At 34.5% G+C, this 25,828-nt stretch carries 25 protein-coding genes; 16 read left to right on the top strand and 9 right to left on the bottom strand.

Going from position 1 to position 25,828, the window contains the following annotated elements; all coding sequences use genetic code 11:
- The first annotated feature begins 65 nt into the window (after nt 1–65).
- The 8 genes from HM984_RS07245 (at nt 66) to HM984_RS07210 (ending at nt 8,691) form a co-directional block, all read left to right on the top strand.
- Complete coding sequence (locus HM984_RS07245) at nt 66–2,903, top strand: M16 family metallopeptidase (protein WP_179348673.1); 2,838 nt, start codon at nt 66–68, stop codon at nt 2,901–2,903.
- A gap of 139 nt (nt 2,904–3,042) precedes the next feature.
- Nucleotides 3,043–3,810: a ParA family protein gene (locus HM984_RS07240; protein WP_115810226.1), complete on the top strand. Its 768-nt coding sequence runs from the start codon at nt 3,043–3,045 to the stop codon at nt 3,808–3,810.
- Nucleotides 3,810–4,712 (top strand): ParB/RepB/Spo0J family partition protein, encoded by a 903-nt coding sequence (locus HM984_RS07235; RefSeq protein ID WP_115810224.1) that lies wholly within the window; start codon nt 3,810–3,812, stop codon nt 4,710–4,712. Before HM984_RS07240 ends, HM984_RS07235 begins: the two co-directional genes overlap by 1 nt.
- The gene (locus HM984_RS07230; protein ID WP_179348672.1) at nt 4,702–5,289 is read left to right on the top strand and encodes a DUF5683 domain-containing protein; all 588 of its coding nucleotides are present in this window, start codon (nt 4,702–4,704) and stop codon (nt 5,287–5,289) included. Before HM984_RS07235 ends, HM984_RS07230 begins: the two co-directional genes overlap by 11 nt.
- Before the next feature lies 1 nt (nt 5,290).
- Nucleotides 5,291–5,992: a 4-hydroxy-tetrahydrodipicolinate reductase gene (dapB, locus tag HM984_RS07225; protein ID WP_179348671.1), complete on the top strand. Its 702-nt coding sequence runs from the start codon at nt 5,291–5,293 to the stop codon at nt 5,990–5,992.
- Between the two features lie 63 nt (nt 5,993–6,055).
- Entirely contained in the window at nt 6,056–7,660 is a 1,605-nt protein-coding gene (lepB, locus tag HM984_RS07220; protein WP_179348670.1) for a signal peptidase I, read from the top strand.
- A gap of 21 nt (nt 7,661–7,681) precedes the next feature.
- Nucleotides 7,682–8,302 carry a WbqC family protein gene (locus tag HM984_RS07215; RefSeq protein WP_179348669.1) on the top strand — a complete coding sequence of 207 codons (621 nt, stop codon included), beginning with the start codon at nt 7,682–7,684 and terminating at the stop codon, nt 8,300–8,302.
- A gap of 80 nt (nt 8,303–8,382) precedes the next feature.
- Complete coding sequence (locus HM984_RS07210) at nt 8,383–8,691, top strand: DUF6122 family protein (RefSeq protein WP_115810214.1); 309 nt, start codon at nt 8,383–8,385, stop codon at nt 8,689–8,691.
- Between the two features lies 1 nt (nt 8,692).
- Here the strand turns inward: HM984_RS07210 and HM984_RS07205 are convergent, their stop codons facing one another.
- The 7 genes from HM984_RS07205 to HM984_RS07175 all read right to left on the bottom strand — a co-directional run bounded on the left by HM984_RS07205 (nt 8,693) and on the right by HM984_RS07175 (nt 15,249).
- Nucleotides 8,693–9,715 carry an endonuclease/exonuclease/phosphatase family protein gene (locus tag HM984_RS07205; RefSeq protein ID WP_179348668.1) on the bottom strand — a complete coding sequence of 341 codons (1,023 nt, stop codon included), beginning with the start codon at nt 9,713–9,715 and terminating at the stop codon, nt 8,693–8,695.
- Between the two features lie 5 nt (nt 9,716–9,720).
- Entirely contained in the window at nt 9,721–10,593 is an 873-nt protein-coding gene (locus HM984_RS07200) for a rhomboid family intramembrane serine protease (RefSeq protein ID WP_179348667.1), read from the bottom strand.
- Nucleotides 10,594–10,595: 2 nt separating this feature from the next.
- A complete protein-coding gene (locus HM984_RS07195) occupies nt 10,596–11,348 on the bottom strand; it encodes a rhomboid family intramembrane serine protease (RefSeq protein ID WP_040756430.1) in 753 nt (250 codons plus the stop codon).
- Between the two features lie 3 nt (nt 11,349–11,351).
- On the bottom strand, nt 11,352–13,211 hold the full coding sequence (gene mutL / locus HM984_RS07190) for a DNA mismatch repair endonuclease MutL (RefSeq protein ID WP_115810206.1): 1,860 nt from the start codon (nt 13,209–13,211) through the stop codon (nt 11,352–11,354).
- Complete coding sequence (locus HM984_RS07185; protein WP_179348740.1) at nt 13,211–13,495, bottom strand: riboflavin synthase subunit beta; 285 nt, start codon at nt 13,493–13,495, stop codon at nt 13,211–13,213. Before HM984_RS07185 ends, mutL begins: the two co-directional genes overlap by 1 nt.
- Nucleotides 13,496–13,974: 479 nt before the next feature.
- Entirely contained in the window at nt 13,975–14,481 is a 507-nt protein-coding gene (gene ribH / locus HM984_RS07180; RefSeq protein ID WP_179348666.1) for a 6,7-dimethyl-8-ribityllumazine synthase, read from the bottom strand.
- 3 nt (nt 14,482–14,484) lie between these two features.
- Nucleotides 14,485–15,249, bottom strand: coding sequence for a tetratricopeptide repeat protein (locus HM984_RS07175; RefSeq protein WP_179348665.1), 765 nt, complete (start codon nt 15,247–15,249; stop codon nt 14,485–14,487).
- Nucleotides 15,250–15,389: 140 nt separating this feature from the next.
- Between HM984_RS07175 and recF the strand changes: the two genes are divergently transcribed.
- The 8 genes from recF (at nt 15,390) to HM984_RS07135 (ending at nt 22,830) form a co-directional block, all read left to right on the top strand.
- A complete protein-coding gene (gene recF / locus HM984_RS07170; RefSeq protein WP_179348664.1) occupies nt 15,390–16,469 on the top strand; it encodes a DNA replication/repair protein RecF in 1,080 nt (359 codons plus the stop codon).
- Nucleotides 16,466–16,885, top strand: a complete 420-nt coding sequence (locus HM984_RS07165) for a lipocalin family protein (protein WP_179348663.1) — start codon at nt 16,466–16,468, stop codon at nt 16,883–16,885. Before recF ends, HM984_RS07165 begins: the two co-directional genes overlap by 4 nt.
- Nucleotides 16,886–16,936: 51 nt before the next feature.
- The gene (locus HM984_RS07160; RefSeq protein ID WP_020896067.1) at nt 16,937–17,233 is read left to right on the top strand and encodes a DciA family protein; all 297 of its coding nucleotides are present in this window, start codon (nt 16,937–16,939) and stop codon (nt 17,231–17,233) included.
- Nucleotides 17,234–17,577: 344 nt separating this feature from the next.
- Nucleotides 17,578–19,989, top strand: coding sequence for a penicillin acylase family protein (locus HM984_RS07155; RefSeq protein WP_179348662.1), 2,412 nt, complete (start codon nt 17,578–17,580; stop codon nt 19,987–19,989).
- On the top strand, nt 19,989–20,348 hold the full coding sequence (locus tag HM984_RS07150) for a hypothetical protein (RefSeq protein WP_179348661.1): 360 nt from the start codon (nt 19,989–19,991) through the stop codon (nt 20,346–20,348). The genes HM984_RS07155 and HM984_RS07150 overlap by 1 nt, the downstream gene beginning before the upstream one ends.
- A gap of 164 nt (nt 20,349–20,512) precedes the next feature.
- Nucleotides 20,513–20,812, top strand: coding sequence for a type II toxin-antitoxin system RelE/ParE family toxin (locus HM984_RS07145; protein ID WP_179348660.1), 300 nt, complete (start codon nt 20,513–20,515; stop codon nt 20,810–20,812).
- Between the two features lie 3 nt (nt 20,813–20,815).
- The gene (locus HM984_RS07140) at nt 20,816–21,145 is read left to right on the top strand and encodes an addiction module antidote protein (protein ID WP_115810190.1); all 330 of its coding nucleotides are present in this window, start codon (nt 20,816–20,818) and stop codon (nt 21,143–21,145) included.
- Nucleotides 21,146–21,621: 476 nt separating this feature from the next.
- Nucleotides 21,622–22,830: an MBL fold metallo-hydrolase gene (locus HM984_RS07135; protein WP_179348659.1), complete on the top strand. Its 1,209-nt coding sequence runs from the start codon at nt 21,622–21,624 to the stop codon at nt 22,828–22,830.
- Nucleotides 22,831–23,004: 174 nt separating this feature from the next.
- Here HM984_RS07135 and HM984_RS07130 read toward each other — a convergent pair whose 3' ends face one another.
- Nucleotides 23,005–24,477: a T9SS type A sorting domain-containing protein gene (locus tag HM984_RS07130; RefSeq protein WP_179348658.1), complete on the bottom strand. Its 1,473-nt coding sequence runs from the start codon at nt 24,475–24,477 to the stop codon at nt 23,005–23,007.
- Between the two features lie 278 nt (nt 24,478–24,755).
- Entirely contained in the window at nt 24,756–25,688 is a 933-nt protein-coding gene (locus HM984_RS07125) for a peptidylprolyl isomerase (protein ID WP_179348657.1), read from the bottom strand.
- Between the last annotated feature and the right edge of the window lie 140 nt (nt 25,689–25,828).

The following is a 25,828-nucleotide window of genomic DNA, read 5'->3' as shown; positions in this document are numbered from 1 at the left end:
ATTATTTTATATTTAGATTAGTAGAGAATTCTTATAAAACACTAATCCATTAAACCCATCAGTCAATGAAAAATTTTAGTATTGGTACATTAGTAATAATGTGCCTAACCTTCGTGTTTCCAATAAATGCTCAGGTTGTAGCCACAGAATCAAAAGTTAATTATTCCCCATCAGATCTTATTCCCACCGACTCCAATGTTAAAACAGGCACTTTATCGAATGGCCTTACCTATTACATTCAAAACAATCCAAAACCAGAAAACAAAGTAGAGCTAAGACTCGTTATTAATGCTGGTTCTATCTTAGAGGATGAAGACCAATTAGGCCTAGCTCACTTTATGGAACACATGTGTTTTAATGGCACTAAAAATTTCGAAAAAAATGAGTTAGTTGATTATCTACAAAGCATCGGAGTAAAATTTGGAGCACATCTAAACGCTTACACTAGCTTTGACGAAACGGTTTACATCCTTCCTATACCTAGCGATGATCCGGAAAAACTTGAAAAAGGCTTTCAAATTATCGAAGATTGGGCGCACAATGCGCTTTTAACCGATGAAGAAATCGACAACGAACGAGGCGTTGTTTTAGAAGAATACCGTTTGGGCAAAGGAGCTGACGAGCGAATGATGCAAGAATATCTACCAAAAATGATGCATGGATCTATGTATGCAGAACGTCTCCCTATTGGCACAAAAGAAAATTTAGAAACGTTTAAATACGAAAGCCTTAAGCGTTTTTATAAAGACTGGTATAGACCAGACTTAATGGCCGTTATTGCTGTTGGTGATATTGATGTAGCAGTGTTAGAAGAAAAAATCAAATCACATTTCGGACATATAAAAAACCCGAAGAATCCAAGACCAAGACCGTCATTTGATTTACCTAATCATAAGGAAACCTTTGTAGCTATTGAATCTGACAAGGAAGCACCTTTCTCAAACGTACGATTAATGTTTAAGGATAAGGTAAACTCTGAACCAGATGTGACTTACGCTGATTACAGAAAATCTATGGTAGAAAATTTATTCTCTCAAATGATAAATAATCGACTAGATGAAATTAGAAATGGCGACAACCCTCCTTTTGTATATGGCTTCACCTATTATGGCGGCACGTATGCACGTACTAAGAACGCATACCAATCTTCTGCTATGACGAGTCCAACCGGGCAATTAGATGCTTTAAAAACACTTTTAGTAGAAAACCAACGTGTTCGCCAACATGGTTTTTTCGAAGGAGAATTTAATCGGGCAAAAAAAGACATCATTGCCAACATGGAACGTGCCTACAAAGACAGAGACAAAATGGAATCGAATAGAATTGTAGGTCGTTATGTTAGTAATTTCTTAGAACAGAACCCTATCCCTAGTATGGATTGGAGGTTCGATTTTATGAATTCACAACTACCTACTATTACATTAGATGAAGTTAACGCATTGATTAAATCTTATATTAAAGAAGATAATCGCGTAGTTATACTTACAGGTCCAGAAAATGACGACTTAGAGCAAGTTAAAGAAGCGCAAGTACTAGAGTTATTAGACTCAGTTAACGCCATGGATTTAAAACCTTATGAAGACAAAGCTGTTGCGACCTCCTTAATTACTAAAATGCCATCTAAAGGTAGCATCGCAGACTATAAAACTGACGACATACTAGGCACAACCACCTTATTCTTAAGCAATGGAGCTACCGTAACCTATAAAAAAACTGATTTTAAAAATGATGAAATTTTATTTGATGCATTTAGCTACGGAGGAACGTCATTATACACAGATGAAGAATACAAAGCAACCTCTAATGCTAATGGAGGTTTAACAGAAGCAGGTGTTAATGGTTTTGATAAGATTGAATTAGGAAAAATGATGTCTGGCAAAATCGCAAATGTAAGGCTGTCAATTGGCACTTATAGCGAAGGTTTATCAGGTAATACAACGCCTAAAGATTTAGAAACACTATTTCAATTAACCCATTTGCATTTTACAGCTTTAAACAAAGATGAAAACGCCTTTAAGAGCTTTGCTGATAAACAAAAAGCATTTTTAGGCAACCTATTATCAAGTCCACAATTTTATTTTCAAGATCAATTATCAGAGTTTATCTATGGAAAAAACCCAAGATATACCGGATTTCCAACTGCTGAAGACATGGACAATGCGGACTATAACTTAGCATACGAAAAATACAAGGAGCGTTTTGCTGATGCAGGTGATTTCAATTTCTATTTTGTGGGTAACATCGACGAAACTAAACTCGTTGAATTATGCGAAACCTATTTAGCAAGTTTACCATCAACAGAAAGTAATGAATCTTATAACGTAAGTGACTTTAGACCACTAACAGGTTCTCACGAAAAGATAGTTGAGAAAGGTGAAGATCCTAAGAGCTCAGTAAGAATAACCTATCATGGCCCAACGGATTACGATGAAAAAGAAGCTCATGCCTTAAAAAGTTTAGCAGAAGTTTTATCAATTAAATTAATTGAAAAGTTACGTGAAGAAGAAGGAGGCGTTTACGGAGCTGGTGCCAATGCGAGTATTAGTAACATGCCTTATGATTGGTTTAGATTTAATATTAGCTTTCCTTGCGGTCCAGAAAATGTTGATAAACTTATAACAGCAACCATGAAAGAAGTTGATCTTTTAATAAATGAAGGCCCAACAGAAAAGGATTTAGAAAAAGTAAAAAAAGCTCAAATCTTAGATTATGAAGAAGATTTAAAAACGAATAGATTTTGGCTAGGACAACTTAAAAATGCAGATTATCTTAAAAAAGATGCGCATAATATCTTAAAATTTGAAGACGCTGTAAATAGTTTAACCGTTGCCGACTTGCATAGTGCGGCGAAAAAATATTTAACTCAAGGTTATATTACTGGTATTCATAATCCAGAACAATAAAATAACATTTTTAATATTAAGCAGCCTTTTATGTTTCTATAGAAGGCTGCTTTTTTTTTATAGAACTGTTAACAACTTCAATTTCTTAAAGTCGTAAATAATCGTAATTTTAAGCCCTTATATTTAACCAAATCATTTAATGGGTAAAATCATTGCAATAGCAAATCAGAAAGGAGGAGTTGGTAAGACAACAACCTCAGTAAATTTAGCCGCTTCACTAGGTGTCCTAGAGAAGAAAGTCCTACTCATAGATGCCGATCCTCAAGCCAACGCAAGTTCGGGTTTAGGTATTGATGTAGATGCTGTTGAGATAGGCTCGTATCAGGTTTTAGAACACACTGCTTTAGCAAAAGACGCCATTGTAGCATCTAATGCCCCTAATGTAGATGTTTTACCTGCTCATATCGATCTTGTAGCTATAGAAATAGAGCTTGTAGATAAAGAAGAGCGTGAGTACATGCTTAAAAAAGCCATTATCGACTTAAAGTCAGAGTATGATTACATTTTAATTGACTGCGCACCGTCTTTAGGATTACTTACTTTGAATGCATTAACAGCTGCAGATTCTGTAATTATACCTATTCAATGCGAATATTTTGCATTAGAAGGTTTAGGAAAACTGTTAAATACTATTAAAAGTGTACAGAAAATCCATAATGAAGCGTTAGACATAGAAGGTTTATTATTAACAATGTTCGATTCTCGTTTACGCTTATCTAACCAGGTCGTTGAAGAAGTTCAGAAACACTTTAGTGATATGGTGTTTGATACGATTATTCAAAGAAACGTGCGCTTAGGAGAAGCCCCAAGTTATGGAGAGAGCATTATTAACTACGATGTAAGCAGCAAAGGAGCAGTAAATTATTTGAGCCTTGCAAAGGAGCTGATTAAGAAAAATGAATTATAATGGCGAAAGCAACAAAAAAACAAGCATTAGGACGTGGTCTTTCGGCCTTATTAAAAGATCCTGATAATGATATAAATTCTGCAGAGGATATAAATGCAGATAAAGTGGTTGGTAATATTGTAGAACTCGATATTGAAAGTATTGAGGTCAATCCATTTCAACCAAGAACTAATTTTAACGAAGAAACATTAAAAGAACTGGCGTCTTCTATACGCGAGCTTGGAGTTATTCAACCTATAACGGTTAGAAAATTAGCGTTTAACAAATACCAATTGGTATCTGGGGAACGTCGTTTTAGAGCGTCAAAATTAATTGGTTTAGAGGCTATCCCTGCCTATATTAGAATTGCTAATGACCAAGAGTCGTTAGAAATGGCTTTGGTGGAGAACATTCAACGTCAGGATTTAGACCCAATAGAAATTGCTTTATCCTACCAACGTTTAATTGATGAAATTCAACTTACACAAGAGCAAATGAGCGAACGTGTTGGAAAAAAACGTTCTACGATTGCAAATTATTTACGTTTGTTAAAGTTAGATCCCATCATACAAACAGGTATGAGAGATGGCTTTATTAGTATGGGGCACGGACGTGCTATGGTCAATATTGAAGACCAAGTAGACCAATTAGAAGTTTACGAAAAAATCATTACCAATAAATTATCCGTTAGAGCTACGGAACAATTAGTAAAGCATTTAAATACTGATGCACCGGCTAAAGCAGAAGAACCTACTTTCGAAATTCCTAAGCATATTAAAAAAGGAGTAAGAGACTTTTCAGAATACTTCGGACATAAAATAGATGTTAAGGTGACTAAGACCGGAAGCGGAAAAATAACCATACCGTTCCATTCTGAAGAAGATTTTAACCGAATTAAAAAATTAGTTCAACGTGACAAATAAAGGGTTTTACAGTCTTTTAGTGTGCTTGTTCTCTATTCTTTTTTCATTTTCACAAATCGAAAAAGACAGCACTAGTATTGCCATAGAAGAGAGTCCGATTATTGCAAATGAAACCTTAGTTAAAAAAGAAATAGATCCTTTAAGACCTTCTAAGGCTGCATTTTACTCTGCAGTACTTCCTGGTTTAGGTCAGGCTTACAATAAAAAATATTGGAAAATTCCGATTGTTTGGGGAGCTATAGGTACAGGTGTCTACTTTTTTGTAAGAAATGATAAGCAATTTGACCGTTATAGAGATGCTTACAAAAGTCGTTTAGCAGGTTATACAACTGACGAGTTTTATGGTTCAATTTCTGATGATGGACTTATTAGAGCACAAGAGCAGTTTAGACGAAATAAAGAAATGTCGGTTTTAATAACTTTAGGTTTATACGCCCTAAATATAATTGATGCCAATATAGACGCGCATTTACTTCAATTTAATGTTGATGAAAACCTAAGTTTTAGTCCACATTATCAATACAACCAAATGGAAAACACTTCGGATTTGGGATTAACATTTAATTTTAAATTTTAACATGAAAATAGCGTTACTCGGTTATGGAAGAATGGGAAAAAGTATTGAGGCTATCGCAGTAAATCGCAGTCACAATATCGTATTAAAAGTATCAGATGCAGATTCTAATTATGATTTTGCTGATGCTGATGTTGCCATAGACTTTAGTATTCCATCGGTTGCTGTCGCAAACATAAAAAAAGCTTTAGATGCAGGTGTTCCTGTAATATCAGGAACAACAGGCTGGTTAGATCATTACGATGACGTCATCGACTATTGCAAGGCTAAAGAGGGCACATTTTTATATGCTTCAAATTTTAGTTTGGGTGTTAATCTTTTCTTTGAACTCAACAAAAAATTGAGCGAATTAATGTCTGGATTTTCTGAATACACAACAGAAATAGAAGAAATTCATCATACACAAAAATTAGATGCACCAAGCGGAACAGCAATTACGTTAGCAGAGCAAATTATAGAGCACACCGATTATAGTAATTGGACTTTAGACGCGCCAAAAGCTACCGAAATTCAGATTGATGCTAAACGCATTGAAGGAATTCCTGGCACTCATGAAGTTACTTATAATTCTGAAGTAGATGCCATAAGCATTAAACATACAGCGCACAGCAGACAAGGTTTTGCTATGGGAGCTGTAATCGCTGCAGAATGGATAAAAGATAAAAAAGGCATCTTTAGTATGAAAGATGTCTTAAACATTGGTTAATTTGCCAATATATTGCAACGAATTAAAATAATTTTCAATCGATACTAGACAAAATATAAGGTTATGACCTGGACACAATGGTTTATTTTTATACTCATTTTACAAATTATACATGGACTAGCGACATGGAAATTATATATTAAAGCAGGCAGAAAAGCTTGGGAAGCCTTTGTGCCAATTTACAACGCCGTGGTTTTAATGAAAATTATCTCACGCCCTTGGTGGTGGGTAATTTTAATGTTTTTACCAATTGTAAATCTTATTATGATTCCTGCAGTATGGATAGAAACAGCGCGTTCTTATGGAAAAGACAGTAAAATCGATGCCCTTTTATGCATTGTTACTTTAGGTTTTTACCTGTTCTACCTTAATTATATTGCAGACGTTAATTATATTAAAGATAGGCAGCTTAAACCAAAAACAGCGACTGGCGAATGGATAACATCTATCCTTTTTGCTATAGTAGCTGCAACAATTGTTCACACGTATTTCTTTCAACCTTTTGTAATTCCTTCCTCATCTTTAGAAAAGTCTTTATTGGTAGGTGACTTTCTTATTGTGAGTAAGTTTCATTATGGTGCACGTACACCTATGACCACAGTTGGAGCACCGATGGTACATGACACCATTCCTGTTATAGGTAAAAAATCGTATTTATATAACGATAATTTTGAAGAACGTAACACGTCTTGGATCAATAAACTTCAGTTGCCTTTTTTCAGATTTCCAGGTTTTGAAAACGTAGAACGTAACGATATCGTTGTTTTTAATCAGCCAGCAGATACCTTGCTGAACATGAATGATTTTTATCCAGACCGAAATTACTACAAGCCTATCGATAAAAAAACCAACTTAGTAAAACGCTGTGTTGGTGTTGCTGGTGATACTTTAGAAATTAGAAATGGCTATGTCTTTATCAACGGGAAACAAAATCAATTACCACCAAGATCACACTTACAGTTTTCTTATGATATTACGTTTAACAGACAATTACAACCTGCCCGAATTATTGATATCTTAAAGAAATATGATATCACAGATGGTCTAGGTTATGGAACAACAGAAGGTTCTTATTCTATACCTGCTGCAACGGATGAAGCGGTTGCTAAATTAAGATTACACCCAGAAGTGGCATCTATTGTACCAACAAAACAAGAAGATGGTGTTGATGGCAAAATTTTTCCTAGAGACGCTAATTACCCTTGGAATTCAGACTTCTTTGGACCAATGTGGATACCGAAAGCTGGTGGTACAGTTAACTTAACTCCTGAAAATATTTCTATCTATAAACGTGCTATTGGAGAATACGAAGGTCACAATGTTGTGACTAGAGGTGATCAAATTTTTATTGACGACCAACCAGTTACATCGTACACGTTTAAGCAAGATTACTATTGGATGATGGGTGACAATAGACATAATTCTATTGATAGTCGTTATTGGGGATTTGTGCCAAACGATCATATTTTTGGTAAGCCTGTTTTCATTTGGATGAGTATTGATGGTATTAATCATGGTATTAAAAATTGGAGTTTCCGTTGGGATCGCATATTTACAACCGTGAGTGGTGGCCATGAACGTACCTCATATTTAATTCCGTTTATTATCCTTGTTTTAGGAATTACATTCTTTAACAAATGGAGAAAGAAGAAAAAGGCAACATCATAAAAACAGACTCAGGTAGTCGCTATGACAGGTCTTATATATCCAACATATTTTCCAAATATTGCACACTTTTGGGCTGTTATAAATGCGGATTCCATTCATCTTGAAGTTTCTGATAATTATCAAAAACAATCGTATAGAAACCGAACCGAAATTTATGGTGCTAATGGTAAGTTGGCTTTAACAGTTCCTGTAAGTTACACTCAGAAGAACAGACAGCTTTATAAGGATGTGAAGATTGCTAATGAAGAACAATGGCAACTTCTCCATTTAAAGTCGCTACAATCAGCTTACAGTATGTCTCCATTTTTTGAGTTTTATATCGATGACCTTATGCCGTTATTTGAAAAGCAATTCGATTATATATTAGACTTTAATTTGACATGTTTTGAAATCCTGACAAATAGCCTTCAATTAAATACTCAACCTATTCAAACTACCGCGTTTGAAAAAGAACCGATAGACAAAATAGATTATAGAAATTTAGTAAAGCGAAATTCCGAAGTCAAAACATTTGAGCCTTACACCCAAGTTTTTACTGAGAAGCATGGGTTTATTCCTAATCTTAGTATTTTAGATCTGCTATTTAATGAAGGACCAAACACAGAATTGTATTTAAAAAAACAAGAATTAGTACTCATTTAAAAGCGTAAATCTTGAAAAATTTAAATAGTAACAGAGCGTAGCCTACGTCCTAGCTTAAACATGACTTAACCACATAAATAATGCTTCAATCCTCTATTCATTACGGTTTACACTTTGGCTTACCTTTAGTCGTGGCTATTGTGTTTTATAAGACGTATTGGTTAAAGGCTTATGGCATTATGATATTAGGTATGTTAATAGATTTAGACCACTTATTGGCAAATCCTATTTTTGACCCTAACCGTTGCAGTATTAACTTTCACCCACTCCACTCCTACTATGCAATTGTGGTTTATATAGCGCTGCTAATTCCTAAAAAGTTACGATTGATTGGTCTTGGATTGGTAATTCACATTATTGCAGACACCGCAGATTGCTGGCTAATGTAGTTTACTGTAAACTAAGCGTGGTTTTTATAGGGTAATGATCTGATAATTTTACATCAAAAGTTTTAAAACCATTAACTGTAAAATCTTCATCCGCTAAAATAAAATCGATTCGCATCGGGAAAAACTTAAAATCGTAAGTTCTACCAAAGCCATTACCAGCAGCTTCAAAGGTATCTTTTAAATCGTCGCCCTTCACCATTCTATAGATATAAGAATAAGGTGTATTATTAAAATCACCAGTTACTATCGTCTTATATTTCGTTTTGGACTTGTGCTTTAAAAACAATTCTACTTGATCTTGTTGTGCTTTAAACGTTGCACCAACTTGCTTAAACAAATGACTAGATGTTTCTTTTTTAAGCTTTTCCACATCAGTTTCAATACCTGACGATTGCAAGTGAAATGTATAAACTCTAATCGTATCTTTTTGCTTTACGATATCTACAAAAATAGCATTGTTATAGGTGTTGGGAAATTCTAACGAACCCGAATTGATAATTGGGAATTTAGAGTAAATAGCTTGTCCACCTTTAACGTCTTTATTATAAGTAGCATTAAAGTCATTGTATCCTTCAAGTTTTACTCGTTCGCTTCTTGGGTATTCTTGAAGACACAAAATGTCTGGTTGTTCTTTCTTTATAAAATCGAGGATAGTCTCCTTTACTGTTTTATCCTTCAACCAATCATACTTATTAAATAGTCTGACGTTAAACGACATCACAGAAAAACTCGCCTCATCTTTAGTATCTTCTGAAGCTGAAAACTTATACATTGAATTTATATAATTCCAACCTAACAACAACACAATTAACGATAACAGCATTTGTTTCTTTACACGAAGTAACCAGTAAATAAAGAAAACAATATTGGCTAAAATCATTAAAGGAACACCTAAACTTAAAACAGACAATGACGCAAAACTTCTCGGTGAAACATAAGGTAGAATGTAAGATATGAGCAATAAAAATGCCACCAATGAATTGATGACAAACACAATTTTACTACCAAATCTTAAACCTTTCACGCGTTTTAGTCTTTACCTACTTTAAATAAAAATGCTTTTTCCTCGGCTGTTAAACTCTCATAACCACTTTTACTAATCTTATCGAGAATCGTATCAATCTTCTTCTGTTTATCTAACGTATCAGAAGGATTTTTAGTCTTCTTAGTCGTTGTACTTTTAGATTTATTTTTATGAACCGTTTTTAAGTTAGATTTAGGTTTAAATAAATTCATAAAACTATCCATAGTCCGCTCAAATCCTTTTCCTATATCTACACCCTTGAGCAATTTAGTCGCATAAATATAACCTAATAAATACCCTCCTAAATGCGCAACATAACCACCCTGATTAAGTCCTAAAGACATTCTAAACACATCTAAACCAACGATAACCATAGCGATATGTTTCCATTTTACATTAAAAGAATTAAACAATCTAATTTCGCTATTAGGCATATAAGCAGCCACAAAAAGTAATAAAGCACTGACTCCTGCAGATGCACCTACAAGTACTCCAGAAGCATTAAAGAAACTCAGTGGCACCAAATTAGCAACCGCTAAATAGGCTAAACCACCAAAAATAATTCCTAAGAAATAAATATTAAGAACCATTTTTTGGCGAAAGAGATTTGTCGTCACTCTAGATAGATAGTAAAGAAACAACATATTAAACGCCAAGTGCAACAATCCATTATGTAGAAAGCCATAAGTAATTAAAGACCATGGTTGAAACAGAAAATCCATGATATCTGATGGCAATTCAAAATAGCTAAACAGATTAAACCGCAATAATGATTTAAAAATAAGACCAATAATAAATACGATAATATTTATCGCAATGATCTTACCGAAAACATCGAGGTTCTTAAATTTATATTTTAAATCGTGAATCGTGCTCATAATTAGTTCCAACGGTATTTATCCATTTCATTTTTCTTCCAGAAATACATCAATAAAAACCCTGTAAGTGCGCCACCAACGTGAGCCATGTACGCTGTATTACTTGGGCTAAAAATGGATTGCCCTGTTAAACCAGAAAACAAATCTAACGCAATAATCGCAGGAATAAAATACTTCGCTTTAATTGGTATAGGTAAGAAAATAAGCATTAATTTATTTTCAGGAAATAGCATTCCAAAAGCTACTAAAACTCCCATAATAGCACCAGATGCGCCCACCATAGTACCGTTAAATGCACCAATAAAGCTATCAAAATGATCCCCTAAAAGTGGAACCCAAGCCGTACTATACTTACCCTCACTTAAAATACTTACCACTTCTGTTTGAGAGATCCCAGAGTCTATTAACGTTGTTAAACCTGTATTGTACTGAAAATACAAAAATGCAAGTTGTATTAAAGCAGCTCCAAAACCTGAAAGTAAATAGAATACTATAAATTTTTTCCATCCAAAAACCTGTTCTACAGCTGTACCAAACATCCATAAAGCAAACATATTAAATGCGATATGCATAAAATTACCGTGCATAAATATATGAGTCAAAATCTGCCAAGGTTGGAAATTTGGATTCTGAGGAAAATAAAGCGCAAACCATTGATAAAAGGCTTCTCCATTACCAATTACCAAAGTACCTATAAACATTACTACATTTATAATCAATAAATGCTTTACGGCATCCGTTATTCCTTGTCTCATAAACTACATGAATTTTTTTTCAATATCATCAACTGCCATCGTAATAAACGTTGGTCTATTGGTTGGTGATACATTGGGTTCCTTACAGGCAAACAAACTATTTACCATATGTTCTTGTTCTGTGCTGTTTAATGATTGACCGTTTTTAATAGCTAAACTCTTTGCCATAGATTTAGCTAACAAATCTGCAGCACTAAAATTAGTGTCTGGCACATCATTTTCTACATCGCTAATTAACTGTTCTAAAATAATAGACACTTCACTTTCTGGCACTCCAACTGGAACACCAGTTATCATAATCTCCTTTGCACTCAATTCCGAAAACACAAAACCTGTATGCTCTAAATCAGCTTTTAAGTCTTCTATAATTTTTATTTCGTTGGGTGTAAAATGCAATTGTAACGGAAATAATAATTGCTGACTTGTCGCTTCTTTTATCGTAATATGCCTTAAAAAGTTTTCATATAAAATACGTTGATGTGCCCTATTCTGGTCTATAACTAACATGCCAGATTTTAAGGTACTCACAATATATTTTTGTTGCAATTGAAACGTCGTTTTTCTAGTTTCAATAGACGAATCACTAAAAATAGACTCGTTTTTAGATTCACTTTCAAAAGTCACCTGACTAAAATCCGATGGCGAATTATTAGCTTTCGATTCTAAACCTACATACAAACTTTCCCATGATGCTGTTGGTGAAGACTTAAACCCAGTATTATGACTTGTGGTCTTTTGTTTTATACCTGACTCCTCTGCAAATGGATTAAAACTACGATCCACCTCAATAGCTGGCGTGGACGCTTTTTTATCCCTGTAATCGTAAGGCGTATTTAAACTACTCTGATGTTCAAAATCTAAAACTGGTGCAATGTTGAATTGCCCTAAACTATGCTTAACAGCAGAACGTAAAATCGCATAAAGCGTGTGCTCATCATCAAACTTAATTTCGGTTTTTGTTGGGTGAATATTGATATCTATCGATTTCGGATCGACGGTAAGATTTAGAAAATAACTAGCGTGATAACCATCTTTTAACAAGCCTTCAAATGCCGATTTAATAGCATGATTCAAATAAGGACTCTTAATAAAACGTTGATTGACAAAAAAGAATTGCTCCGATTTTGTTTTTTTAGAGAAATTAGGTTTGCCCACAAAACCTGAAATTTTCAAAACTTCCGTTACCTCTTCAACTGGTACTAACTTTTCATTGGTTTTAGTTCCAAAGATATGCACCACACGTTGTCTGTAGTTTTCTTCTGGAATATTAAACAAATCACTACCGTTATGATAAAAAGCAAAAGCAATATTAGGATGCGCTAAAGCGACACGATGAAACTCGTCTGTAATATGGCGAAGTTCAACAGTGTCGGACTTTAAAAAATTTCGTCTTGCCGGAATATTAAAAAATAAATGTTTTACTGCAACGGAAGTTCCTGTTGGGATTACGGAAACTTCTTGAGATTTCACCTCACTACCTTCAATTACAATGACAGTTCCTAAATCGTCTTCGTCTTGTTTCGTTTTAAGTTCAACATGCGCAATCGCAGCAATACTCGCTAATGCTTCGCCTCTAAAACCTTTGGTATTGAGTTGAAATAAATCTTCAGCAGCTTTGATTTTTGAAGTTGCATGACGCTCAAAACTAAGACGAGCATCGGTAACACTCATTCCTTTACCGTTATCAATAACCTGTACTAAGGTTTTACCAGCATCTTTAATAATGAGTTTAATTTCTGTAGCGTTGGCATCTATGGCGTTTTCCAATAGTTCTTTTACTACTGAAGCCGGACGCTGAACGACCTCACCTGCTGCAATTTGATTCGCAACATGATCTGGTAAAAGTTGAATAATATCTGACATTAGCTTTGTGGAAGGAAAATAGATAAATCGAAATCAATAATAAACAAAAACAGCAAGATTAAAACTGCAACAATAATAATAACGCGTTTATTAACATTATCATCCGGATTGTGCTTGTAGTCATCAATAGCAGCACTAAATTTTCCTTTAATACCTTTTGCAGGAGATATTGAAGTTCTATGCTCATCAAACTTATGCTTAAGTTCAAACGGATTACCGTCCCCTTTGTAATAACGTGGTTGATAATTAAACTTTTTATTTTTTTTCAATTTCATGAATCCCATAATAGTCTTATCTAATATATCCTTCAAGAATATAAATTATAACAAAAATCAAAACTAATAATATGATCAAAGCTGGTAATGAAGAGAGGAATTTGCCTCTACTTTTGTCTCCATCTTTAGCATCATTCCATTTTGCTTCGAAGTCGGCTCTCGACTTTTTGTCTTCGGAATCCTGAAAACGAGGTTTATAATTAAAACGTTTATTTTTTCTTTGCTTAAACAAGTGGCTCTTAAATTAAACTTGATTAATCTCAAAAGTACTGAAAATACAAGGAAATATACCTTAAGGATTCCTTAAAATTATTAACAAAAAGGATGCCAGAGTGTGCAGTGTGCAGTGTGCAGTGTGCAGTGTGCAGTGTGCAGTGTGCAGTGTGCAGTGTGCAGTGTGCAAAATTAAATTTTAGCCTATCACAAAATATAAGTATGTATTATTTTAAGGCGATTTGACTGCCAACTGAGGACTGAGGACTGAATACTTAAAAAGTTTCCTTACGTAAAGCTGCCATTTTTATTGCCGCAATTGCTGCTTCGGTACCTTTATTACCATGTATGCCGCCAGAGCGATCAATAGATTGTTGTTGTGTATTATCTGTAAGCACACAGAAAATTACAGGGATATCTCCTTTTACATTAAGGTCTTTAATACCTTGAGTCACCCCTTCGCATACAAAATCGAAATGTTTTGTTTCACCTTGAATAACACAACCAATAACAATAATAGCATCTAACATTCCGGAGTCGGCATAGATACTTTTACTCATTCTGGCTGCACCGTAAGTTAGCTCAAAAGCACCTGGAACATTCCAACGTACAATATTTTGCTTTATGGCTCCGCAATCTAACAGGGCATCAAAAGCACCTTGCCATAAGCCTTCGGTAATGGTGTCATTCCATTCTGAAACAACAATCCCAAACCGAAAATCTTTCGCGTTTGGGATTGTTGCTTTATCGTAAGCCGATAAATTATGATTTACTGTAGCCATAGACTATAAGCTTGCTTCTGCTTTTCCGATTAAAACATCTGCATTCTTAGCTTCAGTTGAAGCAGAAAATTCAGACTTAATACGCTTTAAATATTCTAAAGCTTTCGCATTTTCTCCTAAATCCATAGCAACACGCGCTGCTTTCATTAAGTATAATGGAGTTGTAAAACTATTAACGTTAGCTTTAAATGCTTTTTCGTAATACCCTAAAGCATCCGATTTTTGATCTAATTGTACAAATGCATCACCAATACCACCTTTTGCGATAGGATTTAACATTTTATCATCACTTGAGAAATTCCCTAAATGCTCTACAGCATTCTGATAATCTTTCAAATTCAAATATGCCATACCAGCATAATAGTTTGCTAAATTGGCAGCAGGACTTCCTCCATACTCACTAATAATATCTAGCATTCCGTATTTACCTTCACCACCATCTAAAGACATTCTATACAGTGAATCTGAAGATATACCACTTACAGCATCATCAAAATACTTTTTAGCAGTATACATTTCGTTCATAGCATCCTTTTGTTGTGGCTCTGCTACTAACTTATTATAACCTAAATATCCTAGAACAATTAAAGCTACTGCTCCAACTAAACCTAAAATATACTTTTGGTTCTTAACGGCCCACTCTTCTGTTTTGGAAGCACCCTCATCTAAAGTGTTAAACACTTCTGCTGTTGTTGATTCTTCTTCAAAAACCTCTTCCTTCTCTTTTACTGTCTTCGGTTTGTAGCCTCTTTTCTTATACGTTGCCATAAATTGTCATTTTGTGCGTCCGCAAAAATAAAATTTTTATTGGGATTTAAAAGCCTATTTATTTGTTATTTTTGAATTATTAATTACACGTTGAAAATGCTTGATTACATCAGTAAAATTAGGCATAATGTTATCTTTTCATGAATCTAAACACGCTATCTTTAGTTAATTATAAAAATTTTGAAAGTCAGGTTTTCGATTTCGACGTCAAAATCAACTGTTTTGTTGGTGCCAATGGTATCGGAAAAACGAATGCATTAGACGCCATTTATCATCTAGCTTTCGGAAAAAGTTACTTTAATCCTATTGCGGTTCAAAATATCAACCACAACGCAGAGTTTTTTGTAGTGGATGGTAATTTCTCCAAATATGAACGCACCGAAAAAATCATTGTATCCTTAAAACGAGGTCAGAAAAAAGTCATTAAAAAGAATGGTAAGGCCTACGAAAAGTTTAGTGAGCATATCGGATTTATACCGCTCGTTATTATTTCTCCTGCAGATCGCGATCTCATTATTGAAGGTAGTGATACCAGACGTAAATTTATAGATAGTGTTATTTCTCAAAGTGATAAAAACTATTTAACGGAACTCATTAATTATAATAAGGTACTATCTCAGCGTAATGCATTGCTGAAGTATTTCGCAGTCAACAATACCTTTAATAATGATACGCTGTCTATATATAATGAACAGCTTCATAATTATGGGACGGAAATATTTAAAAAACGAGATGCGTTCTTAAAAACGTTTATACCTATTTTTAAAGCACGTTACGAAGCTATAAGTCAAAGTAAAGAGACCATCGATCTACAATATAAAAGTGATTTATTTGATGATGAATTAATGGATTTGCTTAAAAAGTCGATTAATAAAGATAAAGCGATTCAATATACGACTGTCGGTACACACAAAGATGATTTGGTCTTTTTAATTGATGACTTTCCGATTAAAAAGTTTGGAAGTCAAGGGCAACAAAAATCCTTTTTAATAGCGTTGAAGTTGGCGCAATTCGATTTTATAAAACTACAAAGTGGAGTCTCCCCTATTCTATTATTAGATGATATTTTTGATAAGTTAGATGAAAACCGCGTGGCGCAAATCATCAACCTCGTAGATGACGAGCATTTTGGACAAATATTTATAAGCGATACACATGCCGAACGTACTGAAGATGTGATAAAGCAAACCCACCAATCCTATAAAATTTTCAAATTATGAAAAACTATTTTTGGCTACTCTGCCTTTTTATATTTAGCTGTTCTCCAAATCCAGAAATCTACATTGAGCACGTAGAAGGGTATTGGGAAATTGAAGAAGTTACCATGGCTAATGGCAGTAAAAAGGAATACAAGTTCAATGAAACTATAGATTACATAAGTGTAAACGATAGCTTAAAGGGTTTTAGAAAAAAACTAAAGCCCGGCATAAATGACACCTATTTTACATCTGATAATGCGGAGACCATTCAATTAAAAATTGAAGATAATAAACTGAACATTTATTATACAACTCCTTATGCGAATTGGACTGAAACGGTTTTAGAGGCCACACCAACCCAACTTAAAATCGTTAATGAGGATGAAAATGTGTATCTTTACAAACGTTACACTCCTATAAAATTAGATTTAGAATAATTTCAATTAATTGGGCAACAGAGCGATTAAAATACGTAAAGACAATTAGAAATGGCAAAACGAAATAACGATAACCAACCCATACAAGACATTCTAAAAGAGTTTGTACAAACCAACAATTTACAGTCTGGTTTAGATAAAGTAGATGTGCGCGAAGCTTGGGCAAATCTTATGGGAAACGGAGTTAATAATTACACAACTGCAATTGAATTAAAACACGATACACTCTATGTACAACTCAGCTCTAGTGTGCTACGTGAAGAATTGAGTTACGGTACAGATAAAATTATAAAGATGCTTAATGAATCCTTAAGAAAGGAAGTCGTTAAGAAGTTGGTGCTTCGATAGTTTTCAGCCTTTAGCCTTTAGCCTTTAGCCTTTAGCCTTTAGCAAATTAGTTATTCATTTTTAATTTAGTTCTTAAAATTTTAATTTTCCTTCTTTTTCTCTGTGCATCTCCGTGTAAACTCTGTGTCGCTCTGTGTAAAAACGTCGTATACTTTAAGCCCCCCCCTCAAATCCCACTACAATCTCTCGCGTATAGCCTTTAAGTCGCAAAGCTTCTATCCCCTTGTATTTCGTTCTAGTTACAGTGTCACTAATTCACATTCAACACTACTAATAATTAGTGCAGTCCGTGCCTCACATTAACAATAATTTTCCTATTTTTAAATTCTCTATAATTTAACTTCATGAAGTATTTTAAACTAATTCTATCCTTCGGACTAACAATAGCCATTTTCTTTGCGCTAAACACTAAGTTCGGATCCATTCCACCTATTGGTAAATTCTTAAATCCATACACTGGAGTCTGGCAAAATGAAACCGACGAATCCATTACAGGAGAGGTTTCGATTCCCGATTTAAAAGACAACGTCACCGTACATTATGATGCCGAATTAATTCCCCATGTATTTGCTCAAAACGATCTCGATTTATACAGAGCACAAGGGTATCTTACAGCAAAGCACAGGTTATGGCAAATGGAATTTCAGACGTTTGCAGCTTCTGGTCGGTTATCTGAAATTATAGGAGACGCCGCCCTCAGTTACGACCGACAAGAGCGTAGACGCGGCATGGGTTATGGAGCAGAACAGACCCTAAACAAAATGGCGGAAGATGAAAGTACTTCAGCCATGGTGCAAGCCTATGCAGATGGTGTAAATAGCTACATTAACCAATTAGAGCCAAAAGATTTACCAGTTGAATATAAATTATTGGATTATGAACCCGAAGCATGGACACCTAAAAAAACGGCTTTGTTGTTAATGTATATGACTAAAATGTTGGCTGGTGGAGACGACGACATGGAAAACACGAATGCCTTACGATTGTTTGGACAAGAACGATTCGATTTATTGTTTCCAGATTTCTTCGACATTACAGATCCAATAATCTCAAAAGACACCGATTGGAGTTTTATTGATGTGCCACAAACACCAACACCAAATAGCACACCTGTTTTAGATTCTATTTCCGAAACTATCGATAAACCGAATCCAGATAATGGGAGTAACAACTGGGCTGTTTCTGGCAAAAAATCAACCACCGGAAATGCCATTTTAGCTAACGATCCACATTTAGGTTTAAACCTACCTTCCATTTGGTTTGTTATGCAATTGAGCACACCGGACTACAATGCCTTTGGCGCCACATTACCTGGTGCATTAGCTGTTATTTCTGGTTTTAATCAACATATTGCTTGGGGAGAAACCAATGCCACAAGAGATGTTATTGATTGGTATAAAATTGAATTTAATGAGGATAGAACACAATATAAATTCGATGACCAATGGAAAGATGTGTCTGTACGCGTTGAAGAGATTAAAATAAAAGGTAAAGAAACCTACAAGGATTCTGTACTCTACACACATCATGGTCCTGTGGTCTATGATAAAAACTTTAAGTCCGACCAAGAATTAGCGGGTTATGCCATGCAGTGGACAGGTCATATTCCTGGGAATGGCCAAAAGACCTTCACCGAATTAAACAAAGCTAAAAACTATGATGACTATACTGAGGCTTTAAAAAACTGGATTGCACCTGCACAGAATTTTGTGTTTGCATCCACCGAAGGAGATATTGCATTATGGATACAAGGCTTATTACCGAATAAATGGGAAGGTCAAGGGAAGTTTATTATGAACGGTAGCAAATCTGAAAACGATTGGCAAGGATTTATTCCACAAGAATTTAATGCACACACTAAAAATCCGGAACGTGGTTTTGTAAGTTCTGCAAATCAGCATCCTGTTGATGAAACCTATCCGTATTATGTATTTAATGATGGCTATGAAACTTATAGAAACCGTGTCATTAATGATTTCTTTAATTCTAAAGATAAATTTAGTGTTCAAGATTTTAAGGATTTACACAACAATAACTACAACCTTAAAGCTGCTGAAATTGTACCCTATATGTTAGAGCACATGGATAGTTCTAGCTTAACTGAAGAAGAAAAAGCCATCTATGATGAAATAAAGACTTGGCAATTTAATAACGATATTAACGAAGTTGGACCTAGTATTTTTAGACAATGGTATGGAAAACTTTACGATATGGTTTGGGATGAGTTTGATGTAGAAGATACAGCCTTAGAACAACCATACACCTACCAAACCATTTATTTATTAAAAAACAAAGGCGATGATGCCTTTATGGATATTGTAGATACACCTGAAACAGAAACCGCAAAAGACTTGTTTTTATTAGCCTTTAAAGAAGCTGCTGCACGTCTTATAGAAATTAAAGCCGAAAAAGGCGACTACACTTGGTTAACTTATAAAGCCACTCATGCAAGTCATTTATTACAAGGTTTACCTGCTTTTTCTGTTTTCGATATTCCGATTGGTGGAGATCGAAGTATTGTTAATGCCACTTCCGAAGATCATGGCCCATCTTGGAGAATGATTGTAGAAATGACCTCACCTCCTACGGCGTTTGGTATTTATCCAGGTGGACAATCTGGAAACCCAGGAAGTAAATATTACGATAATTTTATAGACGATTGGGCTGCCGGAAAATACCATAGCCTTAATTTTCTACAAAGCAATACAGCAACCGACGCTATTATTGGCACACAAACCCTAACACCATCGAACTAATGAGCAAAAATATCATCAATTTTATAGTCACTATAGTCTTAGCATATGTATTATCCTTATTTCTGCCATGGTGGTCTGTAATGACAGCCGCATTAGCAACAGCTTTATTTATACCCTTAAGAAAAGCAGCCGTGTTTGTTATTCCGTTTCTAGCCGTACTTTTATTTTGGTTTGTAATGAGTTATTTTTTAAGTAGTGGAAACGATTTTACGTTAGCCAAACGTATCGCTGTGCTCTTACCATTAGGAGGTAATCCTTATGTTTTAATGCTGGTTACAGGTGTTGTTGGTGGATTAGCTGCAGGAATTTCTGCGATTTTCGGAAAGCAGTTGAGTTTAGTTTTAGCTGGAAGGAAGTGAGGTTGAAAATTGTGCTTATTCCAAAATAAGGATGAGATGAAGTTTATCTTAATATTGTTGTAACTAGTTGAGGTGCATAAAAATTCACTCTGCTGAAAACTCAATCTGAATTGAATATATTCAAATATTTTTCTTAATTTTGTATCCAAGTAGATACAGTGCTTATGTTCTTTATTGAAAAAACAGATGAATTTGACAAATGGCTGAGAAAGTTAAAAGACTTTAAGGCAAAAGCAAAAATTTTGTTTAGGATTCAGAAATTAGAAACTGACGAACATTTTGGCGATTGTAAAACAGTTGGCGATGGGATTCGTGAAATGCGAATAAATTTTGCGAAAGGTTACAGAGTTTACTTTAGAGAAAAAGACGGAAAAATAATTGTTTTACTAGTTGGAGGAGATAAATCTACGCAACAAAAGGATATTGCAACCGCGAAAGAAATTTGGAAAAAATTAAATAAATAGAAAATGGGTACTTCAAGATTTGAAATAGCGGATTATTTAGAAAGCAAAGAAATGATTGCGGAATACCTCAATACCGTTTTGCAAGAAGGAAATAATGCGGATATAATTAATGCAATTGGACATATTGCAAAAGCCATCGGAATGACAAAAATTGCGGAAGAAACAGGATTAAGCAGACCGAGTTTATACAAAGCTTTATCTGATGGTGCGAAACCACAATTTTCGACAATTATGAAAGTATTGAAAGCAATCGGGGGACAAATACAGGTGAATCCAATGTCTGCGTCAAAAAATTACGCACCGCGACAAAGTACTGTAGTAAAAACTCATTAACTTTTAACTAAAGCACTTTTACAGTTTCCATCAAACATTAATGCTATTTTATTACATCCTATTTCCTATTTAAAAATACTAGCGCACAATCACACAGCAACGTGGTGACCGTTAAAAAACACCGTTTCATTACTTACGTCAACTTAAACGATCGTATCTTTCATAGTATCAAATGATAGTATCATGAATGAAACCTCCTTACGAAATAACAACTTCTATTTTTAAATAAGTACATCTATTTCGGAGAAAAAGGAAGACTAGTTATCGCTCAAAATAACTGAGGGCAAGAGAAATACTCATTAATTTTCAACTAAAGCACTTTTCTAATCCCCTCCAACTATTTTCTCCAATTTACCTATAGCAAAAGAAAACTGCAACTCATCACACACAAGCTCCTTACCAATTTTAAATATAGTTATTTCCTTCTTAAATTAAACCTTTAAGAAAACGAGGTGTCAAAGAAAGAAATATATAAAATGAAAAACCACTGGGTTTTAATACTGCTTTTTTTAGGAACACAACTATGCGCTCAAGAAAACAATTCGCCATTAACCGCAACCATAATTGGTTCAGGATCTCCCAAATATAATACAGAACGTTCAGGGCCTTCGGTGTTAATTTCTTCTAAAAACACTCATATTTTAGTCGACATGGGTAATGGCACTCAAGCCAATTTAGATCAGATTGACACAAAAATTAAGGACATAGACGGTTTGCTGTTTACACACCATCATTTAGATCATAATGAGGAGTTGGCCCCTATTTTTATTCAATCACTTCTTGGTGGCAACAACACAATTATAGCAGGACCAGAACAAACCACTTCAATAATAAATCACATCCTTAACATTTATAAAGAAGACATTGATTATAGATTATCAAAATCAGGAAGAACTCTAAGCGATGTAACCTCTAAGTATGAAGCTAAAAACTTAACAGGAAATAACACCTTTCAAATTGGAGATATTAGCGTGTCGTATACTCACGTAAACCATACTATTACAACGCTCTCCTATCGTTTTGAGGCCGGTAACACGTCTATTGTAATTTCAGGTGATTTAACCTACTCAGAATCTTTACCCATTTTGGCTAAAAATGCAGATTATTTAATAATGGATTCGGGTGGTGCTATTGCGCTTGGTTCAAAACACAAAGGCACTAAAACCAATGGGAAAAATAACGGCACAAAAGAAAAGGCACACGTTAATTTAGCGGAAAGCTCGCAAATGGCTAAAGAGTCCAATGTTAAGACTTTAGTTTTAACACATTTCAACATTACAGAAGTAGATGAAGACGCCACAACTGCAGAGCTACGGAAAAACTATTTAGGCAATATTATATATGGAGAAGACTTAATGACTTTACCAAGCTCTCAAAATAGTACGTCTAGCGAGAATTCAAATAGAAACGTTAGAAACATAAACGACTTAGAAAAGACTGAGACTACACAACAATCTGTTCCAAATACCCAGCCTGTAAAGCAAAACCAACAAGAATCTAATAGTCAAGATACAAAAAACACAACTCCGTCTTTTAGTAAAATGCTAGAGAATATGGACACCAACAATGATGGTAAAATCTCTAAATCTGAAGCTAAAGGAAAATTAAAAGAGAACTTTAATAAGCGTGATCAAAATAACGATGGTTATATTACAGAAGATGAACTGACTAGAAGAAGTCGATAAACCAGCGACACACCTTTTAACTTAGCTCACTAAATTTTAATATAACTACGTTTTACCCCTGTTGATCTGAAATATTACCGTTGTTATCCATAAGCTAAATCAAGTATACTTTAAACCACAAAAAAAGCTCTACCAACTACGGTAGAGCTTTTTTGAAATTTTATAAGTCTCAAATTATTTAATTACTAACTTCTTAGTTGATTTTGCATTTAATCCATTGAATTCTAATAGATATAAACCTGTATTTAAATCTAGATATAAATCATTAGAACCTGATTGAAGCGTTTTTTGCATGATAAGTTTTCCATCAATACTATAAACGTTCATCTGATTAAATAACGTATTATTTGTTAAACTAAATTGACCAGAAGTAGGATTAGGATAAATAGCCATCTCATTATAAGCTAACTCATCTACACTTAAAAAACCACAATTCACCGGATCGAATGTAACCAATCCTAATGTCCCAATATCATTTTGGTGTACAATTACAGCTTCAGCATCAGCTAATGTATTTGGAACATTAATTTCATCCCAACAATTATGCATCGCAGTTAATGGATTATCTGTATTATTATAAAGTGCATATGTTACACCTCCATTACCATTTTCAGAAAACACATTTTGTCCAACGTTATCAACATCGTCACCTAAGTTAATCATAGACTCGCCTTGAAGTGTAATTCCCCATAAATTCCTGCGAATTTCATTCCCACTAGCCACAATAACATTGCCTTCTAACGCAGCAACCAATGAAATACCACTTCCACCAAGATTAGGATTATTTTGAGTATTATTGTCTTCAATCACATTATTTCTAATAAATGCAGACACATTGTTACTTTGTATCACCATACCATAACGGTTGTCAGTTATAATATTGTCATCGATTACAGCATTCACACTTCCTGCACTTATTAAGTCAGAAACAGAAATTCCTCCTACTTGTGATAAACTGCGATCACCTTTAATAGTATTCTGAATAATTTGTGTAGGATCTTCTAATGTCGGTCCTAAATTAATCTGAGGACGGTTAGAATTGTCTTGGTTATTCCCTTCAATATAATTATTAAATATATAAGGAGAAACTTGGTTTGTAGCGCCAGACCCAATAGCAGTCGTTTGATTAAATATTATAGTATTATTAGTAATTTGAGGTTTACCTCTTGAAACTCCAATAACACCACCTGTAGAAACTCCCGAAACATTATTGGTTATTAAACAATTATCAATAGTAAATGTTTCTGTAAGCACACGTAGACCTCCTCCGTATTGTATTGTGGCATTTTGAATCGTAATATCTGAAAATTCTTGAAAACGAAAACCATCATAAGGTGCTGTAATATCAATAGCAGTGAAAACAGCATTATCCGCATTTACATTAAAAACTCCGTAAATAGTTATTAGTATATCTGCACCAATCTCTAAAGTGACATCCTCACTGATATTAAAAGTGTCACTTGCAGAGATTGTAAGATCTTCTACTAAGGTATACGTCGTTCCGCTCACCGAAATGGAAGACGGACTCGCTGATACAAGGTCATCTAAAGTAAAAGTACTATTTGTATCTGGTGTTGTGTAACCTTGAGCAGTTACCATCCCAATCATACCGATTGTTGCAAAAAAATTAAGTAATAGTTGTTTCATAAATTGTATGTTTTGATTTTCTCTAAAATTAAAGAATAATGTAAGAATTTACTGTTAAAAAACAAGATTTATGACAAAAAGCACACGTAATTCCTCTAAAGTACGTAGAGATAACCAATTACAATCTTTTAACCAATGCAGGTGTTCAATTCAATTTATACTCTTAACATTTTAGATATCATCTTGGTTTAATTAATTATAAATGTGAACAAAAAAAAAGCCTCACTATTAAGTGAGACTTTTTAAATTTTATGAAGTATGTATCTAATACAATGTGATTATTTCACACCCATTAACTCTACATCAAATACTAAAGTTGCGTTAGGTGGAATGACTCCTCCTGCGCCAGCAGCACCATAACCTAAATCACTAGGAATTACCAAACGTGCTTTATCTCCGACATTTAAAAGACAAATACCTTCATCCCATCCTGCAATTACCTGACCTACTCCAACTTGAAAATCTAGTGGAGAATTTCTTTTGTAAGACGAATCGAAAACCGTTCCGTCAGCTAACTGACCTTTATAATGTACAGAAACTGTATTTCCTTTTTCTGCTTTTTTACCATCTCCTTTTTGGATGATTTGGTAACGTAAACCAGATTTAGTTTCATCAAAACCTACAGCTAATTTATCTAACTCTGCTCTTACAGCTTCGCGCTCTTCAGCAATACGCTTTTCGCGAGACCCTTCAAATGTTCTAAACGCCTCAATAGCATTAAACTTTTCAGCAGCATCACCTTGTCTTATGATTTCAATAGTCTCAATTTTATCACCTTGTGCAATAGCATCAACAATATCTTGTCCTTCAACTACGTTTCCAAAAACGGTATGCTTATTATCTAACCAATCCGTTGCAATATGTGTAATGTAAAACTGACTTCCGTTAGTACCAGGGCCAGAGTTTGCCATAGCTAAAACACCAGGACCACTATGTCTTAAATCTGGATGAAACTCATCATCAAATTTATAACCTGGATCACCAGTTCCTGTACCTTGTGGACAACCACCTTGTATCATAAAATCTGGAATTACTCTATGGAATTTTAATCCATCGTAGTAAGGGTTTCCTTGTGGCTTCGCTGAATTTTCTAAATTTCCTTCTGCTAAAGCAACAAAGTTACCAACTGTTCCTGGAGCTTTCTCGAACTCTAAATTCACTAAAATTGCACCTTTTGTAGTGTTGAATTTTGCGTATATACCGTCTTGCATTGTATTTTAATTTGTTTAAGGATGCAAAGATAAGAAAGTTAACTTGAAATCGAATCTGAAATTGAAATCGAAATAAAAACAACTTCAAATTCGATTTCGGGTTCTGATTCTTTTTTTTAGTTTTGAAAAAAACAAATCAC

It is taken from the genome of Winogradskyella pacifica (assembly GCF_013403915.1).
Lineage (GTDB): Bacteria > Bacteroidota > Bacteroidia > Flavobacteriales > Flavobacteriaceae > Winogradskyella > Winogradskyella pacifica.
Note: the sequence above shows the minus strand (reverse complement) of the source record. Positions and strands in the feature narration are given on the sequence as shown.